We start from the raw sequence: 21,703 nt of genomic DNA, 5'->3' as shown, positions 1-21,703 counted from the left end.
TCCTCCCATTCAATCCGTATATTTTATTTTAAAATGAAAGTAAGATAATGCATTCAACTGGGGGGTTCCAAATGAAAACTGTATCACAGGAGTACTTATTTACAACATATGTGACTGATAGTCAGGATCCCAATGAATTTATGATAGAGTTATTTTCGTCTGATGCAGACGGAAATACATTGGTTCAGGTTACGAAAAATTTTGATGAATTGATTGATTTTCTTGAGAAATTGACGTGAAAATGGAGCTTTCCTTATGGGAACGCTCCGTTTTTTTAGATTATTAAAAGTTGGAATTTCCTTCTGCCCATAACATCTTCAACATAATCAAGTTTCGTATGGTCAAAGTACACATAGTCTTTTTCATGAATTAAAACGGTGATGTCTTCGAAATCAAACGTAAGATCACCTTGTATTTTCCGCTCTTCCAGAGACAGATTTAATTTGGGCCCGCCTCAACCAACACCCATGCTAAGCCGTACAAATAAGACTTCGTCGCTTGCTTTCTTCTCGGTTTCCATTGCATTTTTTATAACCTTATAAGCCGGTTCTGTCATTTTGAACATTTCATCACAACCTATCACCAAATATATTCAAGTAATCCTTCCCGCTGTAAAATTTCCCGTTGCCGCTCCCCTAGTAAATCAAAATGTGAGTAGCCATCCTTTCGATGGTGAATCCACTCTTTCTTAAGACCATATTTCCGACCCCAAGATGCTAATTTCTGAAGATCATTACATCCGACCTTCGTAACCGTTTTACAGCCTGGAAACCGGTCATCAAGCCAGTAATGAGTTAAAAAGGCAATTTCACCACGGTCAATTTTCCTTTTCCATTCGTTTACATCCCGTTTTTTAATTCCGAATGCCAACCGGGCCACCCCTTATTCCAATATCTATTTTTTCTTTATATCCTCATATTTCAAATACCAGTCCGGAAAAGCCTTTTTAAATGAGGTAGGTCTAAAGTTATCTTTCTTTACAATAATATGAGTTGTCGTTCCCTCTGCACATACTTCCTCGTTACCATTAATGATTGTATAACCGTATATTGTTTTAATCCCGTCATTATGTGCCACCCAAGTCTTCACATAAGCCTGATCACCGTAACGCAGCGCCTTCTTATAGGTAACTTGAACATCATACACAGGTGCGAAATAACCAGCTTCCTCCATCGCCACATAACTATAGCCAATGTCTTCAATTAGTGCGGTTCTGCCTAATTCAAAATACTTTAAATAATTGGCATGATAAATGACACCCATCATATCCGTATCCGCATAATAAAGCTGTATTTCTCTTGTTGATACAAAAAAGTCTTCCATTCCAAGTTTTCCCCTTTTTCTATTAAATTTTAGCCAATGCTGCCGAAGCATCCGAAGCTTCTAAAAGTAACGCTTGTTCAAAAAGTTGAGGGTCCTGGAAATTGTCTCCGCTTTCCATTAATCGAGCCGCCTGAGCTTGAATCATGGCATCAACCAAATTTACCGCAAACCGCCCATTTCCCTTAAATTGTTCTTTTTCCATTGAATGAAGAAGCAGATTCTTTGCTTCTGCCGTTATTTGATATTGATAGCCTGCAGCATAAGAAATCATTATCTCGAGCATATCTTGAGAAGAATAATCAGGAAAGAATAAGAACTTTTTAAACCTCGAACGAAGCCCGGGATTACTTTCAAGCAGCTGATCCATTTCATTGGGATAACCTGCCAGGACTACGACTAGATTTTCATTATGCTTCGTCATTTCATCCACTAAAGTATCAATAACCTCTTTGCCGAAATCACCAGCTGTTGACCCGAGAAGGGAATAGGCTTCATCAATAAATAACACTCCTCCGAGCGCTTCCCTGATTTTTTTCTTTGTTTTCCCGGCTGTCTGGCCAACATATCCAGCCACAAAATCGGCTCTGCTAGTGACAACAAGATGCCCTCTTTTTAAAATTCCGCATTCCTTTAATAATTCTGCATAAATTTTCGCAACTGTTGTTTTTCCGGTTCCGGGGTTCCCAGTGAACACCGAGTGCAGCTGAATTGGCACTGCCGGCAAGCCTTTGCTGCGTCTAAATTGCTGCATTTTGACAAATGAAAACAAAGTCAAAAGTTCCGCCTTTAAAGAATCCAATCCCACTAACCTGTTAAGCTGCTCAAGCGGTGAATCCGCTGTTTCTTGCTGCTCAACAATGAAGTCTGCTTTATTTAAAATCATGTAGTCCATAAGCTCTTGGCTGCCTTTATTTTCCGAACCTTTTTTAAAAATCGCATCCAACACTATATTGCTTACGGTACGGGCGTTTCCAAATGTATCGTCCACCCGTTCTTGTTCTAGACGGTGTCTTAACTCAATCCTGGCTTCCTCTGTTAAATAATAGTCATTTTCCCGGGCTGTTTTTTCTCCAATTTCAATTAACTCATCGTTGGTGTAATCTGGCAAATGAATGAAGTTGGATTGTGGAAAGCGGCTCCTGAGCCCTGGGTTCGCATCTAAAAACGTACGCATTTCATCAGGATACCCGGCTAAGAACACTGCAACTTTCCCGCCATATTCATTACTTGTCATAAGGGAGACAAGCGTGTCAACGGCCGTTTGTCCATAATCATTCCCTGACTGCCCCTCCCGCTTTAAACTGTATGCCTCATCAATGAACAGAACCCCGCCTAGAGAACGTTCTACCATGGTCCGAACATTTTCCTCTGTTTGACCAACAAACGCACCCACGAGCTGGGAACGGTTCGTTTCAACTACCTCTTCACGCGGCAGGACGCCAAGCTCATGATAGATTTTTGCCATAAGCCGCGCGAGAGTGGTTTTCCCGGTACCGGGGTTTCCAGTTAAGACGACATTCAGACTAAGTTCATCCTTAATCGTAAAGCCTAATTCTTTTCGTTGCTTTTGGTATTTTAAAAATTGATAAAAATCGTTCACTCTCTTTTTAACGGATTCCATCCCAATCATTTCGTTCATCAGTTCTAAGGCAGTTGGAGCAGCAGCTGAAGTGTGCGCTTTTGTTTCAATAAAGAGCTGTTCCCATGCCTGCTTTAGTTTACCAAGCTGCGTTAAATGCTGTTTTAAACTTTCATAGTAAACGGCAGTATGGAACACCCCAATAATGGATTGTTCATATTCCTCGGCAGCCTTTAATAAATTGTCTGCTTCTTCAATGATGGAAGTGAGCAAATTGTACAGCTGCTGGAGCTTTTTAAATAGCTCTTGATCCATCATCGTTGAAACAAGATCTACTTTATCCTGTAATTCTAGAAGTTCATCTCCAGCATTCGCTAAAAATTGCTGGCAAATGGCTATGTATTCCTCTGCTATTTTCTTTTTAGCTGTTCGGTTATCCGTTTCTCTTATGGAAGGAAACGTAAGCGGTGAAAGCAGGTTTCTAAGCTTACCCCAATCCGAACGGAGCATGAGTTCCGTTGCTTTGTGATTATTAGGATTAAGCTTAACGGCTTGATCAAGCCATTTATAAGCAAGAGTATCTTCTTTACGACGGTTGATTCTTAAACGTGCAGCCAATGTCAATAAACTAGATAAAACAAAAGGATTCTTTTCCTCGCTTATTGCTGAAACAAGCTGGTTTTCAGATTTGACCGTACCATTCTCGAGTATTTCTTGTTCCCATTGCTGTATTTGCTCAGACATGTTTGAATTCTGATTATGCTGTATCATGTTTTTATCACATCTTTTCAAAAATTCCCCTTTATCTTACCATAAGGAAACACGGGATACTAAACAGAAGGATTGAAAAAAGGACCTGTCCGAAATGGGCGGGTCCTTGATCGATATTATTCTTGAGAGTTATTGGCATTGGCTTCGTCTTTGATTTCAGAACGGAAAGATTCAATGCTTTCGCGTCTGCGCTGATTTTTCGCTTCAATTTGCTGACGTTGTGTTTCACTATCGGTATACGCCATTGATTCTTCCGCTGCTTCCATATTTTCAATCGTATGATGGATCATGGATTGAAGCTTCTCCACGTTATCGCTGCGATCATCCGGTTTCGGTTTGTTGTTATAGGCCATTTAAGATTCCTCCTAAACAATTGTACTTGGTACAGATATAGTTTGTATCAGTGGCAAAAAAATATCAGATGAAAAAAATAGAAAAAGTAGTCCTACTGCCAGCACGCAAAAAGACCCGTTGGCTGTAATAGCCATCGGGTCTTACCATTATGTTATTCACCTTTTGTTTGCATCACTTGGACTTGCTGGCCGGATTTATCTTGCATTTGTTTCCCTTTATTCCCGCCAAATCCTTGTGGCTGCGTACCAATATGATCAGGTCTAAAACGTTTTGTTTGATAACCTTTACCCATCAATAATCCCCCCTTGATAACTATTTTGTCCTGTTAAGCAGGGAACCATGATTGGAAATCTTTTGTCTTACTCAGCCTTACCCAGTCGTTTTTGCTCTAAACGTTCTTCAATTTTCTCCAACGCTGCATTATCTTTCAACAACTGTGATTTATTTTCTGAAACTAATTCCGCAAAGGAACGTTTTCTTGGTCTTCTCATGTTTATCACCTTCCTTATCTACTATTGTAACAGGTATTATTCCCAAAAACGGTTGTAATTATTACAACTTTTTGAAAATTAAAGCGTTTTTTAAAATAGCATAAAAATGTTGGATATAGTCTTTACATAAAAAAAGACGCTGGTTCAGTTGACCAACGCCCGTTATGGTTATTTAAGCTTGCTTGTATAATCCTTCATATCATCAAGCTTCATTGTACCACGTTCAATGTTCTGAATGACACCTTTACTGTCAATAAAATATGTTGTCGGGATCGCTAATACTTTATATTGCGTGTTAACTGCATCCTCAGTATCAAGAAGAACAGGGAACGTTATTTTATACTCGTCCACAAATCCTTTCACATCTAATTGTGGATCGATATTAACTGCAAGAATTTTAATATCCTTATCGGCGGATTTGAAAAATTCCTCCATCTCAGGCATTTCTGCTTTACATGGACCGCACCATGTTGCCCAGAAATTTAACATCACTTTCTTACCCTTAAGATCAGAAAGTTTAACGGTTTCACCGTTCAGCGTCTTTAATTCAAAATCAGGTGCCTTTGCTCCAATGGTTAATGCAGTTTTATTAGCTGAAACCTCTTTTGCGGTATCGGGCTGCTTTTCTGACTTTTTATCAACTGCCTGTACAATCGCTACCGTTAATAACGCAATCAAAGCAACAGCAGCAATGACTTTCTTGATCATCCCGAATCCCCCTTCCTTTCATTCATACTCACCATATTTGATTTTACACTATAAACTCATTTAAAACCAAATTGCATTTTGCCGATTCTGTGACAATTATAAAAGCTAAAGCGCCCGTTTAGCGACGTATGGCCACCTCGAAAATGCTTATGCAGTCGGAGCCTTCCTTGTGGAGGGCTGTTACTGTGATAAAGGAAACACGAAGAGCGACAGCGCATTCGTGCTTAACTTATCGTAAGGAGAAGACCGAAGGACACTAGTCGCTGGGCGCTGCAGCTAGATAATTCCCAAAAATAGAGTTACTAAAGCAAAAAACACCATGCGACAAACGCATGGTGTTTTTCAAGGCTTAAATTAGCCTTGTAATTTTTCACGAAGAACCATTTGTAGGATACCGCCGTGACGATAGTAGTCAATTTCAACTTCAGAATCGAAGCGTACTAATACTTCAAATTCTTTCTTGTTGCCAGCTTCGTCAGTAGCAGTTACTTTAATTAAGTCGCGTGGTTTTACATTTTCGTCCACTTGAACTTCAAATGTTTCTTTACCATTTAAACCAAGTGTCTCAGCACTGTCTCCATCTTTAAATTGAAGTGGAAGCACACCCATTAACACAAGGTTTGAACGGTGGATACGCTCAAAGCTTTCAGCAAGAACAGTCTTAATGCCTAATAGGTTTGTACCTTTTGCAGCCCAGTCACGGGAAGAGCCCATTCCGTAATCTTTACCTGCAAGAACCATTAATCCAGTTCCGTTTTCTTTATACTTCATGCAAGCATCGTAAATAGATGTAACTTCGCCTGTTGGCCAATAAGTAGTGAAGCCGCCTTCTGTGCCAGGAGCGATTTGATTGCGGATACGAATGTTTGCGAATGTTCCACGCATCATAACTTCATGGTTACCGCGGCGAGAACCGTAAGAGTTAAAGTCACGAGGCTGAACGCCTTTTTCTAATAAATATTTTCCGGCAGGAGTATTTTTACCAATTGCTCCTGCTGGCGAGATATGGTCAGTTGTAACAGAATCACCAAACTTACCTACTACACGAAGACCAGTTAATGGTTCTACTGTACCAGGTTCTGCTGATAAGCCTTCAAAGAATGGTGGGTTCGCAATATAAGTTGAATCCTCATCCCAAGTGTATAATGGCTCATTGCTAGTTTTGATTTCGTTCCAACGCTCGTTGTCTCCGAATACGTTCTCGTACTCTTTACGGAATAGTTCAGGAGTAACTGTACGTTTAACTACGTCATTTACTTCTGCAGTTGATGGCCAAATATCTTTAAAGAATACATCGTTGCCGTCTTTATCTTTGCCAATCGGCTCAGAAGCAAAATCTACATTCACTGTACCAGCTAGCGCATAAGTAACAACTAATGGTGGTGAAGCAAGATAGTTTGCTTTTACAAGCGGATGAATACGTCCTTCAAAGTTACGGTTCCCTGAAAGAACAGATGTAACGAGAAGATCGTTTTCTGCGATTGTTTTTTCAATTTCTTCTTTTAATGGACCGGAGTTACCGATACAAGTTGTACAGCCGTAACCAACAAGGTTGAAGCCGATTTGCTCAAGATATGGAAGTAATCCGGAATCACGGAGATATCCTGTTACAACCTTTGACCCTGGTGCTAAAGAGGTTTTCACGAATTTTGGTACTTCCATGCCAAGTTCAACTGCTTTTTTCGCAACAAGGCCGGCAGCCACAAGAACATATGGGTTAGAAGTATTTGTACAACTTGTGATAGACGCAATTGCTACCGCGCCAGTTTTGATTTCTGCTTCATCACCATTGTTAAATTGAATGGTTGCTGATCTTTCAAGCTCATCAGCTTGTAAGCCGAATCCTTGGTTGCCTTGTGGCGCAGATACAGCTTTCACGAATTCTTCCTTCATTTTTGAAAGTGGAATTAAATCTTGCGGACGCTTAGGACCAGAAAGATTTGCTTCAATTTCAGCAAGGTTGATTTCGATTACATCTGTATAAACTGGTTCTTCAGAAGGGTTGAAGAATAAGCCATTTGCTTTGCAATATTGCTCTACAACGTTAATTTGCTCTTCATCACGGCCTGTTAAGCGCATGTATGCAAGTGATTCTTCATCAATTGGGAAGAATCCACAAGTTGCACCATATTCAGGAGCCATGTTAGCTATTGTTGCACGGTCAGCAAGTGGAAGAGAAGACACACCAGGACCGAAATATTCAACGAATTTACCAACCACACCATGCTTACGAAGAACTTGAGTTACTTTTAAAGCAAGGTCAGTTGCAGTTGCACCATTTGGAAGCTCGCCGATTAATTTAACCCCAACTACTTCAGGAACTGGGAAGTATGAAGGCTGACCAAGCATTCCTGCTTCTGCTTCAATACCGCCAACGCCCCATCCAAGAACACCAAGACCGTTGATCATGGTTGTATGAGAGTCAGTTCCTACCAATGTATCAGGATAAGTTTCTAATTCACCGTCAACTTCGGCAACGTGAACTACATCTGCTAAAAATTCAAGGTTAACTTGGTGAACGATACCAGTTGCCGGCGGAACAGCACAATAGTTGTTAAATGCTTTTTGCGCCCAGCTCAAGAATTGATAACGCTCTGCGTTACGTTCAAATTCAAAATCCATATTAATTTTCAATGCATCAGCTGAACCATATGCATCAACTTGTACAGAGTGGTCGATAACTAGATCAACAGTTTTTTCTGGATTGATTTTATCAGGGTCGCCCCCAAGGTCTGCCATTGCTTTTCTTAATGAGGCAAGGTCAACGACTGCTGGTACACCTGTAAAGTCTTGCAGGATAACACGGGATGGTTTAAATGGAACATCCACCTCTTTCAGTTCGTTAGTTCCCCATTTTGCTAAATTTTCAACATGCTCTTTTGTAATGACACGACCATCATATTGACGGAGCACAGATTCAAGTAATACTTTAACGGAATATGGCAATTTTGATACCTTGCCAATGCCTGCTTCTTCCAAAGCGTTTAAACGGTAGTAATGATAGCTTTTGCCGTTCACATCAAAGGAAGAACGGGCATTAAATACATCGTTTTTTACCATTCAATAAACCCCCTTACTCGACATTAAAAAACCGAATTTCACATAAAAATTTAAAATATGATTTTTTCCATCCAGCTTCAATTCTAATATTAAAACAAGCGATTACATAAGTAAATAACAAGAAAGTTATTGTTCTTGATAAGTTTTCCTTATCAAAAAATATGTAACTTGTTCAGAATATTTTGATAATCTTGTTTTAACATATGTAATGAATTGTTTCAAAACTGAATGGTCATCTTTATTATTATGTCAAAAAAATATTTATTTGTCATTTATTTTATTCCAGTGGAAATAGTAAAAGTCATAGGAGGTGATTGAGATGGCAAAACAAAAGGCGAATCATGTAATTCCGGGAATGAACGCTGCCAAGGCTCAAGGAAATGGTGCAGGTTTTCATGAGGAATTGGCAAATGAACCATTAACAGAAATGGAAAAACGAAATAATAAGAAACGGAAGAAAAATCAATAAAATAAGAAATGGGTCCCCAGCGGTGAGGACCCTTCTTTTATTTCTTATTCAACCTGGTTTACTTCTGTTACCATTTGCTGCAAATCCTGCTGGAACTGCTCTAATTGTGCCCGTTGTTTTTCCGAGGCAACTTCCAATGCATTTTCAATTTGTTGGTATGCTTCATTGACTTCGTTTTTTAAATGCTTTAATTGATGACCGTAGTTTGCGCTGTCACTGACGATTGTTTCAAATAGTCCTTGTGCGTCCTCATAGCCTTGCTGAGCCGCTTGGAACGCCTCCTGTTTATTCTTGTTATAAGGGTTTCTTTGTGTCACTTTTCTTCCTCCTTCAATTTAGTTTACCCTTTAAATTGCACAACCTTAGAAAAAATATTCAGCATAAAAAGGGGGATTGATTGCATCCTAAAAAATGAGGAGGGATGAAAAATGACTAATAAAAATGACAGTAAAGATATGCGTAAAAATGCTCCGAAAATTTCCGGTCAGCCGGAACCTCTCAGCGGATCAAAAAAAGTAAAAAATGCTAACCATACACGTGCAAAGCATAACTCCAGTCATGATATGTAGAAAAGCGGAAGCGCTGGAGCTAGACATGAAAGAAATCGGCTCTGCAGCCGATTTCTTTATGCAATATTGAATAACGCTTCAAGAAGCAAATCTTCTTCCTCCACCGCAACCGTCCTTAAATCAATAAGGTAATCCTCTTTCTGGATTCTGCCCACAATGGCCGGTTTAACGTCCGTTCGTAATTTTCTTCCTAGCTGTTCGGCAGTCAAAGAGTGATGCCTTAGTGCGATTACCATAGTCGGCAGCTCAACATCAGGCATTGTTCCCCCGCCTACCTGACTCACATCTGAAAAAATTCTTGCCCCAAAGGATTTAGTTTTTTGTAACAATTTTGTAACAAAAATATGAGATCTTTCGTCTAATTCATTAACAGTTACTAATAAATCACGGATTGTCGGGATATGACGCATTGCATTTTCACCACGGGCATAATCTAGTAATGTACCCTCCAGTGCAGCAAGCGTCATTTTATCTACCCGAACCACTCTCGCTAACTGATGTTTTTTTAGGAGGTCTATGAATGTTTTTTTTCCAGCAATAATCCCAGCCTGAGGGCCTCCAAGCAGCTTATCGCCGCTAAAGGTTACAATATCTGCCCCTATTTCAATTACCTCTTTGACAACCGGCTCTTCACCAATACCATGCTTCCTAAAGTCAAACAAAGCACCGCTTCCAAGGTCTTCATAAAAAATGATATTACCATTTGATTTACTAAGTTGAACAAGGTCTTCTGTTGATACTGAATGAGTAAAACCAATTACCTTGAAATTACTTGTATGAACCTTCATGACCATCGCCGTGTCATCTGTTAGTGCATTTTCATAATCATAAAGATGAGTTTTATTGGTTGTTCCAACTTCCACCAGTCTCGCACCACTTTCCTCCATAATAGAAGAAATTCGGAAGGAACCGCCGATTTCTACCAATTGTCCCCTTGAAACGATTACTTCTTTTTGATTAGCTAGTGCCCGTAGCACCAAGTAAACGGCTGCCGCATTATTATTGACAACCATCGCGGCTTCGGCTCCAGTAATTTCTTTTATAAGCTCTTCTACATGACTGTGACGTGAACCGCGTTCCCCTTCAAGAAGTTTATACTCAAGATTCGAATAACTTCGGGCCGTTTCCATGACATGATTAATCGCTGATTCACTAAGCCGGGCCCGGCCAAGGTTTGTATGCAAAATTGTTCCAGTAGCATTAATAACTCTTTCAATTGTATAGGACATCTGTTTTGTCACAGATTGGTGCAACAGGATGAATAACTCGTCAATAAATGCATCTGTTCCAGGCATTGTACCTGTCCATTGGTTATGTATGATTTTCTGCCTTATTTGATCTATTTTTTCCTTTAAATATTTCGTCAGCTGCACAACTTCGAGGCCGGTTTCTTTTAAGAGGGCAAGAAATGCAGGATGATGTTGCAGTTCGTGAACTGGCGGTAATGATCGTAGGGTTTCCTTCACAAACAAAACTCCTTTACAAATCCTTCTTTCGACCTATTATACCATCTTTCACGTTTTCTTACTGTATGAATAAACTGAAACGAGCAAGGAGGCGCTGGCTTTGGATGAGAAAAATATAAATCACAATCATTCACCTGATTTTGATAGCATGGATCAGTGGTTACGTGATTATTTTCTTGACCCGAAAACGGAGCACGATGACCATACGTTATTTAAAATTGATATATATGAAACAGATGATCACTGGATCGTCGAAGCAGTCTTAAAAGATTACGTTAGTTCCGAAATCAAAGTGAGGATTGAAAATACAAATTTATTGATTACCGCACAAAAACATGCATCTCTAACTTCCCCATTTCCAAAAAAGGAACGTACGATTCATTTCCCTTTCAAGATTATCCATCATTGTGTAACTGCTTTTTTTCAAAATGGTATATTAGAAATTTTTATATCAAAGACACAGAATGGCTTAGGAAAAAATCGCTATATCACCTTGCCGTAGCAATTCTTTTTTTGAATTCAGTTTACATAATATTTTTACAGATTACCAAAAAGATCCCCAGTTTATTCTGAGGACCTCCATTTTATAATGATTCCATTTTTTGAATAATCTCATCTTCATCCGGAAAAAGACCTGTTTCGTCTTTAGAATATATTTTCTCTCCATTAACCGTGACTTCAAAAATTCCGCCGGAAGCTGGAATCAATTCGAATCTTTCAATATTCTGTCTAAAATGTGTAATCAATTCTTCCGCGAAACTCGCGGCTTTCGGTGCGTAGTTTCACATCATGCAAAATTCAACAACGACATGAAATTTTTTCATGGTAAGTCCTCCAAACTTTGTAATTATATATGTATTTAGTTGTGATTATTGTATCCCAGGTAAATAAGCATTTGCAAATTGTTTGCATCTGTCGTGCAGTTTCACTTAGTTAAAGGTATACTACTAAGAGTGGAGGTGTACATATAATGAGTGAATTAGAGAAAATTCGCCTAACCTCGTTATCTACGAAAGCTGGTTGAGGCTGTAAAATTGGTCCTGAAGACCTGACGCAAGTTTTGCGTCAATTACCAAAACAAGACCCGGTCCCTGAATTGCTTGTTGGAAATGAAACGAGTGACGATGCCGGAGTATATCAATTAACTGATTCCATTGCCCTGATCCAAACAGTCGATTATTTTACCCCGATTGTCGATGACCCATATATGTTCGGGCAAATTGCCGCAGCCAATGCTTTGAGCGATGTGTATGCAATGGGCGGCGAGCCGAAAACAGTTTTGAATATTGTTGGTTATCCTATTAAGAAGCTTGGAGCGGATATGCTGGCGGACATTTTGCGGGGAGCCGCTGACAAGGTAAAAGAAGCCGGTGCCCTGACTGTTGGCGGACACTCAGTTGATGATCAAGAACCTAAGTTCGGCCTGTCCGTTACAGGAATTGTTCATCCGAACAAATTTTGGAAAAACATTGGCGCCAAACCTGGTGATGTCCTTGTATTAACAAAACCAATCGGCGTCGGAATATTAACGACCGGAATCAAACGGAGTGCTGTTACACCAGAACAAGAACAGCTTGTTACTGAAACGATGGCGATGCTCAATAAAACGGCAGCTGAAACGCTGACTGCTTACCAGCCGCATTCAGTTACTGATGTCACCGGATTTGGACTGCTTGGCCATGGCAGCGAGATGGCTAGGGGAAGTAATGTCAGCTTTGAAATTTCTTTCTCACAAGTGCCGATACTTGAAGGTGCCGTAGGGTTGGCCAAAGATGGTGTTGTTCCTGGTGGATCCAAGTCAAATCAAAAATGGCTGGAGAACGATGTAGTATATGAGGATATTCTACCTGAAGAAGAATTAGTTTTATGTGATGCCATTACATCCGGGGGGCTTCTGATTTCGATTCCTGCTGAAGCTGCTGAGCCTTATGTACAAGCGCTTCGTTCAAAAGGATTAGCCCATGCCTCTATTATCGGACGTGTATTAGAAAAACAAGACAAATTGATTTATGTAAAAAGATAACAGCGAAGCATTGAAGTGCTTCGCTGTTTTTTCGTCAGCCGGAAATTCTTAACCTTAGTTTTTGACTTAATTTATCAATCATGTCCTGTGTCATTTTATCTAAATCGTAATCGCATTTGAAGCTCCATTCCTCTTTCGCGGCAGTGGAATCAATCGAATTTGGCCAGCTTTCGGCAATTTTCTGTCTTACTGGATCAACATTGTATGAAATTTTAAACCCAGGAATATATTTTGCGATACTCGCGGCAATTTCCTCCGGATCAAAGCTCATCGCGCTGACATTAAAAGAATTGCGGTGAATAAGCTTGGTTGAATCAGCTTCCATTAAGTCGACAATTGCATTTAAGGCATCTGGCATATACATCATGTCCATGTAAGTGCCTTTATCAATATAAGAAGTGTACCTGCGATTTTTCACCGCTTCATAGTAAATTTCAACTGCATAATCAGTTGTTCCGCCGCCTGGTAATGCCACATAGGAAATGAGCCCAGGAAAGCGGAGACCGCGAGTGTCAACGCCGAATTTATGATAATAGTAGTCAGCCAATAGTTCACCTGCTACTTTGTTTACCCCATACATAGTTGTTGGACGCATAATTGTATCCTGTGGGGTACTGTCCTTAGGAGTAGAAGGACCAAACGCGCCAATGGAACTTGGGGTAAAAAATTGAGCTTTTACTTCCCTAGCTGTTTCAAGAGCGTTTAACAGCCCGCCCATATTTAAATTCCACGCAAATACCGGCTTTGATTCAGCTGTAGCAGATAATAGAGCGGCTAAATGCATGACGGTGTCAACTTTATGTTTTTTTGCGATGTCTACCATTTTTTTCGCGTCGGTTACGTCCAATAATTCAAACGGACCGCTTAAAGCCGCTTCACTGTCATTTTTCTTAATATCTGTGGCAATAACATTGTCGGCACCATAAAGGTCTCTAAGTTTTAACGTGAGCTCTGAGCCTATTTGTCCCAGCGCTCCTGTGATTAGTATTCGCTTCATCGATGTTCCCCGTCCTTGTTAGATAATCTATTTAAATAATGCCCATTTCTTTACCGACTTTTTCGTAAATGGAAATGGCTTGGTCAAGCATTTCGTTTGTGTGGGCAGCTGTCGGCATGTTGCGGACTCTTCCTGTTCCTTTAGGTACAGTTGGGAAAACGATGGCTTTAGCGTAAACCCCTTCCTCTATTAAACGCCTACTAAATTCTTGCGCCTTCGTTTCTTCCCCGATAATGCAAGGAGTAATCGGAGTTTCACTGTTGCCAATATTGAAGCCAAGCTCCTTTAAGCCTTTTTTCAAATAGTTGCCGTTTTCCCACAGTTTTTGATTGAGCTCTGTGCTTTCCATTAGAATTTCGATTGCCCGTTTACTTGCAGCGACATCGGCTGGTGTTAACGATGTAGAAAATAAAAATGGACGGCTGCGCACTTTTAACCAGTCAATTAGATTCTTCTTACCTGCTACGTAACCGCCAACAACACCGATTGCTTTTGACAATGTGCCAATTTGGAAATCAATTTTATCGGAAAGTCCGAAATGTTTCACAGTTCCTGCCCCATCGCCAAGAACACCGGACCCATGGGCATCGTCAACATAAGTGATTAGGTCAAATTCTTCCGCAATCTTAACGATTTCCGGTAATAATGCAATGTCTCCATCCATTGAGAAAACGCCATCGGTAATGACCATGATTTTGTTGTACTGGCCAGATTCTTTTGCTTCCTTTGCTTTTGCACGAAGGTCATCCATATCGGAGTGATTAAAACGGATGATTTTCGCTTTGGAAAGTCGGCAGCCGTCGATAATCGATGCGTGATTTAATTCATCGGATAAAATGGCATCGTTTTTGTCCATGACAGCGGAAATGGCCGCCATATTACAGTTGAAACCAGATTGATAAGCGATTGCCGCTTCGGTATGCTTAAATTCTGCTAATTTCTCTTCTAGTTCTACGTGAAGCTTTAAAGTTCCGTTGATCGTACGAACGGCACCGGCTCCAACACCGTATTGTTCCATGGCGTAGGCTGCTGCCTTTTTTAAACGGTCGTCTGTCGCTAATCCAAGATAGTTATTTGATGATAGGTTAATAAGCTCTTTACCGTTAATTGTAATGATTGGGCCATTTGGGCTTTCAAGCGGATCAATCACGTTATAAAGGCCTTTTCCCTTTAAATCTTCGAGATTTTCATTTAAAAATTGCTCTAGAATATGACTTGACATGGTCAAATCCTCCTTTTTTCTCTATGTACTCCATTGTGTCGTTGCCAAAAGAACAATTGTCCACCTCAGGCGGACAGTTTCTTTTTCAAAAAACCGCAATATATAAGGATTTCTTACTTATACTTTATCATATTATTTTAAAAATGTTCATGTCAAGAGGACAAATTTGCAAATTTTTTTCATTTATTAGGTTATCCCATTTTAACGGTTGTAAATGCCTCATTTTTCAGTTTGATTATTTTGTTTATCCGCTGAATAAGGAGATTTACCCGTCAACTTTTCGATTTTACCCATCACTTTTTTGTTTTTACCCTTCGATTATCTTAATCTCTACTCGATTTCCGAATTTACCCGTCTGAATTTGGGATTTACCCGTCAATTAATTGATTTTACCCGTCTAAATACGGGATTTACCCGTCAATTTAAAAATTTTACCCGCCTACACCACAAATAAGAAAAAGCAGCCTAAAAATTAGACTGCCTCCGTCACTTCGTTATTTAGCTTGAATCCCAATTATTCTTGCCGCGTTTTGATTGATTGTTTCTAAAGCCCTTTTATATTCATCCTCTAACCGAAAAATTATATCTGCGGCAGATTCGATTGAGTCAATCGCTCCGACTCCATGGCCCGCGGACCAAATATCGCGCCAGGCCTTTGCGTTCGTGTCCCTTTGCATATCATTGAAATCTACTTTCTCTTTACGTACTAATGTCTCAGGATCAAGCCCTGCCTTCCTGATACTAGGTTTCAGCATATTGGCATTTACGCCAGAAAAAGCATCGGTTAAAATGATATCCTCTTGTGTTGCGTTAACCAGCATTTCTCGATATTCATCATTAGCCATACTCTCTGTTGCCACAATAAACCGTGTGCCCATATAAGCGAGATCGGCACCGGCTGCTTGCGCGGCCAGTATCCCCTTTCCTGTGGAAATCGATCCGGCTAACACGATAATCCCGTTCCAGAAGCTGCGAACCGTATCAACAAACGCAAAACCATTAATTTGTCCGGCATGCCCGCCTGCACCGCTGGCTACCAAAATCAGCCCATCCACCCCAGCTTCAGCTGCTTTTCTTGCAAATTTCACATCACTCACATCGGAAAATACAAGACCACCATATTCATGAACAATTTCGACAACCTGCTTCGGACTCCCTAATGATGTAATCACTAATTGCGGCTGATGTTTCTTTATTAAGACTAACTCTTCTTGAAGACGACTGTAGGAACTATGTACCACCATGTTCATCGCCCACGGCGCAATCTTACGGCTAGGTTCCTGCGCTCGAGCTTCTTGTAATTCTTCATTCAATCTTCCCATCCATTGATCAAGAACTTCTATCGGCCGAGCGTTCGGTGCCGGAAAAGATCCGATGACACCATTCAAACAGCAAGCTTTTACTAATTCGGTGCCTGACACCAAAAACATCGGGGCAGCAATGACGGGCAATCGTAATTGTTCTAACCAGGTACCGGGAATTGATTTATTCATAACAACACCTCTTCGTTTAGAATTTTCAGAACAAACTATATTTTTATTTTACACAAAAATGAATGGGTATTCAATCGTTCTTTAAACCGCATTCTATCAATATTGAAAATGTTTGCAAAACACGAACAAAACCATCTTTTTAAAAGTCTGCATTCGTTTTTTGCTAAAAAAGGATTGATTTACGCTTCATCGGGTTTTATAATGTGGATATCAAATTCATATGTTTCACTCATATAATCGCGGGAATATGGCTCGCAAGTTTCTACCGGATTGCCGTTAACAATCCGACTATGAGTGGGTAATGAAAATTCCGTTGAATTATTTTTTCAGCGGTCTTCCTTCCTATTCCTTTCGGATAAAGCCCGAAGGTCATTGCCTCACTCAATTTTGTAGTGAAGCAATACCTTTGGGCTTTTTTTGTACATGATAAATGTTTATATGTGCTGTAACTAAAGGTTTCTACAACAGCAAAACTTTTGGAGGTTAATATGGAACTATTAGAAGAAAGAATTAAACAAGATGGTCAAGCATTATCCGAGCATGTGTTAAAAGTGGATTCATTCTTAAACCACCAGATTGATCCTAAATTAATGCAGGAAATTGGAAAGGAATTTGCCAGCCGATTTTCAAATGAAAGTATTACTAAAATCGTTACGATTGAGTCTTCGGGGATTGCCCCAGCGGTAATGGCCGGGTTATATTTAAACGTTCCGGTAGTTTTTGCCAGAAAAAGAAAATCACTGACATTATCTGAAGGGCTGCTTACTGCTTCAGTACATTCTTTTACAAAAAACGAAACAAACGAGATTTCTATTTCAAAAAAATATGTGAACGAAGATGACAATGTTTTAATTATCGATGATTTTTTAGCAAATGGGCAGGCGGCACTTGGATTAATCGAGATTGTGAAGAAGAGTGGAGCTCATGTAGCGGGGATAGGAATTGTTATTGAGAAGTCCTTCCAGGATGGTGCTGAAAAATTGAAGGAGCTTGGCATTAGAGTGGAATCATTGGCGCAAATCGCCGCCCTTTCCAATGGTAAAGTGATTTTTAAACATGAAAAAGCGGAGGAATTGATCTAATGAAACAACATCCATTTAAAACCGCTTCTCTTGGGATTCAGCATGTTTTAGCAATGTATGCCGGAGCTGTTATTGTTCCCTTAATTATCGGTAAATCTCTGAATTTTACGAATGAACAATTAGCCTTTTTAGTTTCACTAGATATTTTAACAAGTGGGATTGCAACCCTCTTGCAGGTTTGGCAGAATCGGTTCTTTGGGATTGGCCTGCCAATTGTTCTTGGCTGTACGTTCACCGCTGTAGGACCCATTATTAAGATTGGCGAGCAATACGGACTTTCATCCATTTACGGATCGATTCTAGTTTCAGGCATCATCGTTGTTTTGATTGCGAAATATTTCGGGAAATTGATTCGCTTCTTCCCTCCGGTTGTTACTGGATCTGTTGTCACAATTATTGGAACGACCCTTATCCCCGTGGCGATGAACAATGTTGCTGGCGGCCAAGGAAGCCCTGATTTCGGTGCTGTTTCTAATATCGCTTTAGCATTTGGAACATTATTATTTATTATTGTTTTATACCGTTTCTTTAAAGGATTTATTCGTGCCATTTCCATTTTACTCGGCTTAATCGCTGGTACCATTGCCGCAGCGTTCATGGGAAAAGTTGATTTTACATCTGTCAACGATGCATCATGGTTCCATATGGTGACGCCATTGCATTTTGCTGCACCTACATTTGACCTGGCGCCAATTCTTACGATGACGCTTGTGGCGATTGTTAGTCTTGTTGAATCCTCTGGGGTTTATTTTGCTCTTGCGGATATAACCGGTCGTAAATTAAGTGAACAAGATCTAGTCAAAGGTTACCGTGCAGAAGGATTAGCAAGTGTTATTGGAGCGTTCTTTAACTCCTTCCCTTACACTACCTATTCTCAAAACGTAGGTTTAGTGCAATTCTCTGGTGTTAAGGACAAAAGTGTAATTTATTTTATGGGCGGCATGCTTGTTTTTCTAGGCTTTTTGCCAAAAATCGGCGCCTTAACAACCGTCATCCCGACTGCGGTGCTTGGTGGTGCGATGGTAGCGATGTTTGGTATGGTGATTGCTTCAGGTATTAAAATGCTGAGCAAAGTGGACTTTTCATCACAGGAAAATTTATTAATCATTGCTTGCTCTGTTGGTGTTGGCTTAGGCGTTACTACCGTCCCCAATTTATTTGATGCGCTTCCTGAAAGTGTAAAAATTTTCACAAACAGCGGGATTGTTGCCGGAAGTTTAACAGCTATCTTTCTGAATATTGTCTTTAACGTAATAAAACCGGTTAAACAAATGAAACAGCAGCCTGAACAATCTCTTAAAGTATCTTAATAACAATTAATGTAGACGGAGCTGGCATAAGGCTCCGTCTACTTTTATTTCTATGGCTTCTTGATAGTAGTGCTAGTTCCGTTAGTGGTGACTATAATTAAGCCGGAATTTCCTCCACCTGAACCTGATACCGATTTTGAAACCTCAATCGGAGCAATGGCAACTGCCCCATCAAAATTCACAATCCCACCGGAAATAGTGCCAATATTTACCCCAAATGGAGTTCGTGCCAATCATCATTCCTCCTTTCTTGTTTATTTTTATATCATATGTACAAGCGCAGCCAATTGTTTAAACGGCTATACTAGAAGCGAAAAATATAGTTATTTACCATTCAAAACAGCTGTTTTTTCCAAACGGCATATCCATTTATAATATCGTAATAAAATAATTAATAACAAAGGATCGATAATGGCTGTATGCCAAAGCCCCCACCAACCATAATGAAAATACCCCCATGGTTCCGGGAGCAGGGTTATCACCTCATACATCAGTATGGCGATTACGAACCCGGCAAGATACATAATTTGTTTGGACCGTTTGGCTTTATACGGAAACCAATTTAAAAAAATGATATTTACCGGAGGAATTAAAAATAAGTGTGGAAGCAGCCCTAAAAATTCAATTTCCTTCTTAAAATACCAATAACCTTGATATTTACACTCCATATACATGTCAAAGCTCGTTTGCAAAGCAATTGAAAATGTCCAAATATGAACAATTTGATTGGCCGATAGAAGTTTATTGGTCCTAAAGGCTATGAAGTTAAAAACAAGAATCGCGACGATTAATCCGATCATAAATTTTTATCCTTTTTTTCTTTAACTTTCCCTAAACACTAGAAAACTTATTCATCCATTTGAATTCCCAATATTTTTTCCGCGAAAAAATCTAGTCGAAGTTTCAAAATTTTAGTATGATGAAAGAATGATTGACTTTTGAGTAAAGCGAGGAATAGGAAGAAAAAATGAGCTTATTAAATGTAGAAAATTTATCACATACATTTGGGGATCGAACGTTGTTTAAAAACGTCTCCTTCCGTTTATTGGCTGAGGATCATATTGGTCTTGTTGGAGCTAACGGTGTTGGTAAATCGACACTAATGAATATTATAACTGGACAGCTGATTCACGATAGCGGCCGTGTGGAATGGACGCCTAGTGTTCATTACGGTTACCTTGATCAGCATACTGTCTTGACTCCAGGAAAAACGATGCGTGATGTACTTCGCGACGCTTTTCTTCCTTTGTTTGAGAAAGAAAAAGAATTAAATGAAGTGGCAGCCCAGATGGCTGATGCCTCACCAGAAGAACTTGAGGTTCTGCTTGAAAAAATGGGAGAAATTCAAGATGCCCTAGATGCTGGCGGTTTCTATGAATTAGATATTAAGATTGAAGAAGCAGCAAGAGGCCTTGGGCTTGATGCCATTGGTTTGGACCGGGATGTCGCAGCGCTAAGCGGCGGTCAGCGGACAAAGGTACTCCTGGCAAAGCTTCTTCTGGAGCAGCCAAAAGTATTACTTCTCGACGAGCCAACAAACTATCTGGATGTCGAACATATTCGCTGGCTGGCATCCTATTTAAAGGATTACCCATATGCATTTCTTTTAATTTCGCATGATACCGAGTTTATGAACCAAGTATCAAACGTAATTTTTCATTTAGAGTTCTCAAAACTTACCCGCTACACGGCGAGCTATGAGAAATTCCTTGAGCTAGCGGAAATTACAAAAAATCAGCATATTAACGCCTATGAAAAGCAGAAGGATTTCATCAAGAAACAAGAGGATTTCATAGCCCGAAATAAGGCCCGTTACTCCACAACCGGCCGTGCTAAAAGCCGGCAAAAGCAGTTAGACCGCATGGAGCGGATTGACCGTCCAGAAACTGCTTTGAAGCCAACCTTTGAATTTAAGGAATCCCGCAGCAGCAGCCGCTACGTTTTTGAAGCTGAGGGACTGCAAATCGGCTACTCCCACCCGCTTCTTCCGAAAATGGATATGACACTTGAGCGCGGGGAAAAAGTCGCCATTATTGGCTGCAACGGGGTCGGTAAATCAACATTGCTAAAAACCATGCTTGGAAAAATTGATCCTCTCGGCGGAAAAATAGAACACGGTGACTTTCTATTCCCTTCTTATTTCGAGCAAGAAGTAAAAGCTGAGAATATCACACCGATTGATGATGTTTGGAATGCCTTCCCGCATATGGATCAGCATCAGGTACGAGCTGCTCTCGCACGTTGCGGTTTAAAGAACGAACACATTTCCCGCCCATTGAGTCAGTTGAGCGGAGGCGAGCAAGCTAAGGTGCGGCTCTGCAAGCTGATGATGACGGAAAGCAACTGGATCTTATTCGACGAACCGACAAACCATCTTGATATCGATGCCAAGGCAGAATTAAAACGAGCATTAAAATCATATAAAGGAACGGTTGTTCTCGTCTGCCACGAACCGGACTTTTATGAGGATTGGGTGACGAAGGTTTGGAATGTGGAAGAATGGGCGAATGCGAATTAATTAGGAAAGGGTTCCAATACAAATTGGAGCCCTTTTTACCTAATTGTAATCCGGCGGTAGTTTAAATAGGAAATAAGGCCGGTTATCACCACAATGATGGTTAGTACAATGACAGCTAGAAAGGTGATATTTAGATGGGAATACCTTCTTAAAACAGTCCCTAATATTAACTTGTTGTCAATATCACTGATTAAATTGATGAAAATACCTTTATGATTTCATGCATAAATGTACGGACCCCTTGTCTAATTTGTCTCTTACCACATTT

General features: G+C 40.1%; 24 protein-coding genes and 1 riboswitch. Of the genes, 8 read left to right on the top strand and 16 right to left on the bottom strand.

The features are described 5' to 3' along the window. Positions 1–71 precede the first annotated feature (71 nt). Positions 72–239 (top strand): hypothetical protein, encoded by a 168-nt coding sequence (locus tag A6749_RS28500; protein ID WP_161487170.1) that lies wholly within the window; start codon positions 72–74, stop codon positions 237–239. Positions 240–579: 340 nt separating this feature from the next. On the opposite strand, the gene A6749_RS24435 is transcribed toward A6749_RS28500, so the two are convergent. From A6749_RS24435 to acnA, 8 genes are all read right to left on the bottom strand, one after another. Further along, positions 580–870, bottom strand: coding sequence for a hypothetical protein (locus A6749_RS24435; protein ID WP_066398447.1), 291 nt, complete (start codon positions 868–870; stop codon positions 580–582). A gap of 24 nt (positions 871–894) precedes the next feature. After that, the gene (locus A6749_RS24430; RefSeq protein WP_066398438.1) at positions 895–1,323 is read right to left on the bottom strand and encodes an acyl-CoA thioesterase; all 429 of its coding nucleotides are present in this window, start codon (positions 1,321–1,323) and stop codon (positions 895–897) included. 22 nt (positions 1,324–1,345) lie between these two features. Further along, entirely contained in the window at positions 1,346–3,694 is a 2,349-nt protein-coding gene (locus tag A6749_RS24425; RefSeq protein WP_236719724.1) for an AAA family ATPase, read from the bottom strand. A gap of 95 nt (positions 3,695–3,789) precedes the next feature. After that, complete coding sequence (gene tlp / locus A6749_RS24420; protein WP_066398436.1) at positions 3,790–4,026, bottom strand: small acid-soluble spore protein Tlp; 237 nt, start codon at positions 4,024–4,026, stop codon at positions 3,790–3,792. A gap of 152 nt (positions 4,027–4,178) precedes the next feature. Then, entirely contained in the window at positions 4,179–4,319 is a 141-nt protein-coding gene (locus A6749_RS24415) for an acid-soluble spore protein N (RefSeq protein ID WP_066398434.1), read from the bottom strand. 67 nt (positions 4,320–4,386) lie between these two features. Next, positions 4,387–4,518, bottom strand: a complete 132-nt coding sequence (locus A6749_RS24410; RefSeq protein WP_066398431.1) for an FbpB family small basic protein — start codon at positions 4,516–4,518, stop codon at positions 4,387–4,389. Positions 4,519–4,686: 168 nt separating this feature from the next. After that, positions 4,687–5,226, bottom strand: a complete 540-nt coding sequence (locus A6749_RS24405; RefSeq protein ID WP_066398416.1) for a redoxin domain-containing protein — start codon at positions 5,224–5,226, stop codon at positions 4,687–4,689. Positions 5,227–5,580: 354 nt separating this feature from the next. Further along, complete coding sequence (gene acnA, locus A6749_RS24400; protein ID WP_066398414.1) at positions 5,581–8,286, bottom strand: aconitate hydratase AcnA; 2,706 nt, start codon at positions 8,284–8,286, stop codon at positions 5,581–5,583. 319 nt (positions 8,287–8,605) lie between these two features. On the opposite strand from acnA, the gene sspO reads away from it, so the two are divergent. Next, complete coding sequence (gene sspO / locus A6749_RS24395) at positions 8,606–8,755, top strand: small acid-soluble spore protein O (RefSeq protein ID WP_066398412.1); 150 nt, start codon at positions 8,606–8,608, stop codon at positions 8,753–8,755. Positions 8,756–8,799: 44 nt separating this feature from the next. Here the strand turns inward: sspO and A6749_RS24390 are convergent, their stop codons facing one another. Then, the gene (locus tag A6749_RS24390) at positions 8,800–9,072 is read right to left on the bottom strand and encodes a hypothetical protein (protein WP_066398410.1); all 273 of its coding nucleotides are present in this window, start codon (positions 9,070–9,072) and stop codon (positions 8,800–8,802) included. A 111-nt stretch (positions 9,073–9,183) separates the two neighbouring features. On the opposite strand from A6749_RS24390, the gene A6749_RS24385 reads away from it, so the two are divergent. Then, positions 9,184–9,324 (top strand): small acid-soluble spore protein P, encoded by a 141-nt coding sequence (locus A6749_RS24385; protein WP_066398406.1) that lies wholly within the window; start codon positions 9,184–9,186, stop codon positions 9,322–9,324. Positions 9,325–9,380: 56 nt separating this feature from the next. Here the strand turns inward: A6749_RS24385 and selA are convergent, their stop codons facing one another. Further along, positions 9,381–10,790, bottom strand: coding sequence for an L-seryl-tRNA(Sec) selenium transferase (gene selA, locus A6749_RS24380; RefSeq protein ID WP_066398403.1), 1,410 nt, complete (start codon positions 10,788–10,790; stop codon positions 9,381–9,383). Positions 10,791–10,890: 100 nt separating this feature from the next. Here selA and A6749_RS24375 point away from each other — a divergent pair, with 100 nt between their 5' ends. After that, complete coding sequence (locus A6749_RS24375; RefSeq protein WP_236719723.1) at positions 10,891–11,292, top strand: Hsp20/alpha crystallin family protein; 402 nt, start codon at positions 10,891–10,893, stop codon at positions 11,290–11,292. 82 nt (positions 11,293–11,374) lie between these two features. On the opposite strand, the gene A6749_RS24370 is transcribed toward A6749_RS24375, so the two are convergent. Next, a complete protein-coding gene (locus A6749_RS24370) occupies positions 11,375–11,614 on the bottom strand; it encodes an Rdx family protein (RefSeq protein ID WP_407937519.1) in 240 nt (79 codons plus the stop codon). 146 nt (positions 11,615–11,760) lie between these two features. Between A6749_RS24370 and selD the strand changes: the two genes are divergently transcribed. Next, positions 11,761–12,813 carry a selenide, water dikinase SelD gene (gene selD, locus A6749_RS24365; RefSeq protein ID WP_084797968.1) on the top strand — a complete coding sequence of 351 codons (1,053 nt, stop codon included), beginning with the start codon at positions 11,761–11,763 and terminating at the stop codon, positions 12,811–12,813. Between the two features lie 34 nt (positions 12,814–12,847). Here selD and A6749_RS24360 read toward each other — a convergent pair whose 3' ends face one another. The 3 genes from A6749_RS24360 to A6749_RS24350 form a co-directional block, all read right to left on the bottom strand. Then, entirely contained in the window at positions 12,848–13,810 is a 963-nt protein-coding gene (locus tag A6749_RS24360; RefSeq protein ID WP_066398384.1) for an L-threonine 3-dehydrogenase, read from the bottom strand. A gap of 31 nt (positions 13,811–13,841) precedes the next feature. Beyond that, positions 13,842–15,032, bottom strand: a complete 1,191-nt coding sequence (locus tag A6749_RS24355; protein ID WP_066398372.1) for a glycine C-acetyltransferase — start codon at positions 15,030–15,032, stop codon at positions 13,842–13,844. Positions 15,033–15,526: 494 nt separating this feature from the next. Beyond that, complete coding sequence (locus A6749_RS24350; protein WP_066398371.1) at positions 15,527–16,525, bottom strand: NAD(P)H-dependent flavin oxidoreductase; 999 nt, start codon at positions 16,523–16,525, stop codon at positions 15,527–15,529. Between the two features lie 209 nt (positions 16,526–16,734). Then, a riboswitch (purine riboswitch) is annotated at positions 16,735–16,836 on the top strand. A gap of 177 nt (positions 16,837–17,013) precedes the next feature. Between A6749_RS24350 and A6749_RS24345 the strand changes: the two genes are divergently transcribed. Continuing rightward, positions 17,014–17,607: a xanthine phosphoribosyltransferase gene (locus A6749_RS24345; protein WP_066398368.1), complete on the top strand. Its 594-nt coding sequence runs from the start codon at positions 17,014–17,016 to the stop codon at positions 17,605–17,607. After that, complete coding sequence (locus A6749_RS24340; protein ID WP_066398366.1) at positions 17,607–18,917, top strand: nucleobase:cation symporter-2 family protein; 1,311 nt, start codon at positions 17,607–17,609, stop codon at positions 18,915–18,917. The genes A6749_RS24345 and A6749_RS24340 overlap by 1 nt, the downstream gene beginning before the upstream one ends. 50 nt (positions 18,918–18,967) lie before the next feature. On the opposite strand, the gene A6749_RS24335 is transcribed toward A6749_RS24340, so the two are convergent. Both A6749_RS24335 and A6749_RS24330 read right to left on the bottom strand, forming a co-directional pair. Continuing rightward, positions 18,968–19,150 (bottom strand): spore germination protein, encoded by a 183-nt coding sequence (locus A6749_RS24335; RefSeq protein WP_066398364.1) that lies wholly within the window; start codon positions 19,148–19,150, stop codon positions 18,968–18,970. A 90-nt stretch (positions 19,151–19,240) separates the two neighbouring features. Continuing rightward, positions 19,241–19,717 carry a hypothetical protein gene (locus A6749_RS24330; RefSeq protein ID WP_066398361.1) on the bottom strand — a complete coding sequence of 159 codons (477 nt, stop codon included), beginning with the start codon at positions 19,715–19,717 and terminating at the stop codon, positions 19,241–19,243. A gap of 167 nt (positions 19,718–19,884) precedes the next feature. Between A6749_RS24330 and A6749_RS24325 the strand changes: the two genes are divergently transcribed. Next, positions 19,885–21,435, top strand: coding sequence for an ABC-F family ATP-binding cassette domain-containing protein (locus A6749_RS24325; protein WP_066398359.1), 1,551 nt, complete (start codon positions 19,885–19,887; stop codon positions 21,433–21,435). Positions 21,436–21,703: the final 268 nt, after the last annotated feature.

This window comes from Neobacillus mesonae (assembly GCF_001636315.1).
In the GTDB taxonomy this organism is placed as follows: Bacteria; Bacillota; Bacilli; order Bacillales; family Cytobacillaceae; genus Neobacillus; species Neobacillus mesonae.
Note: the sequence above shows the minus strand (reverse complement) of the source record. Positions and strands in the feature narration are given on the sequence as shown.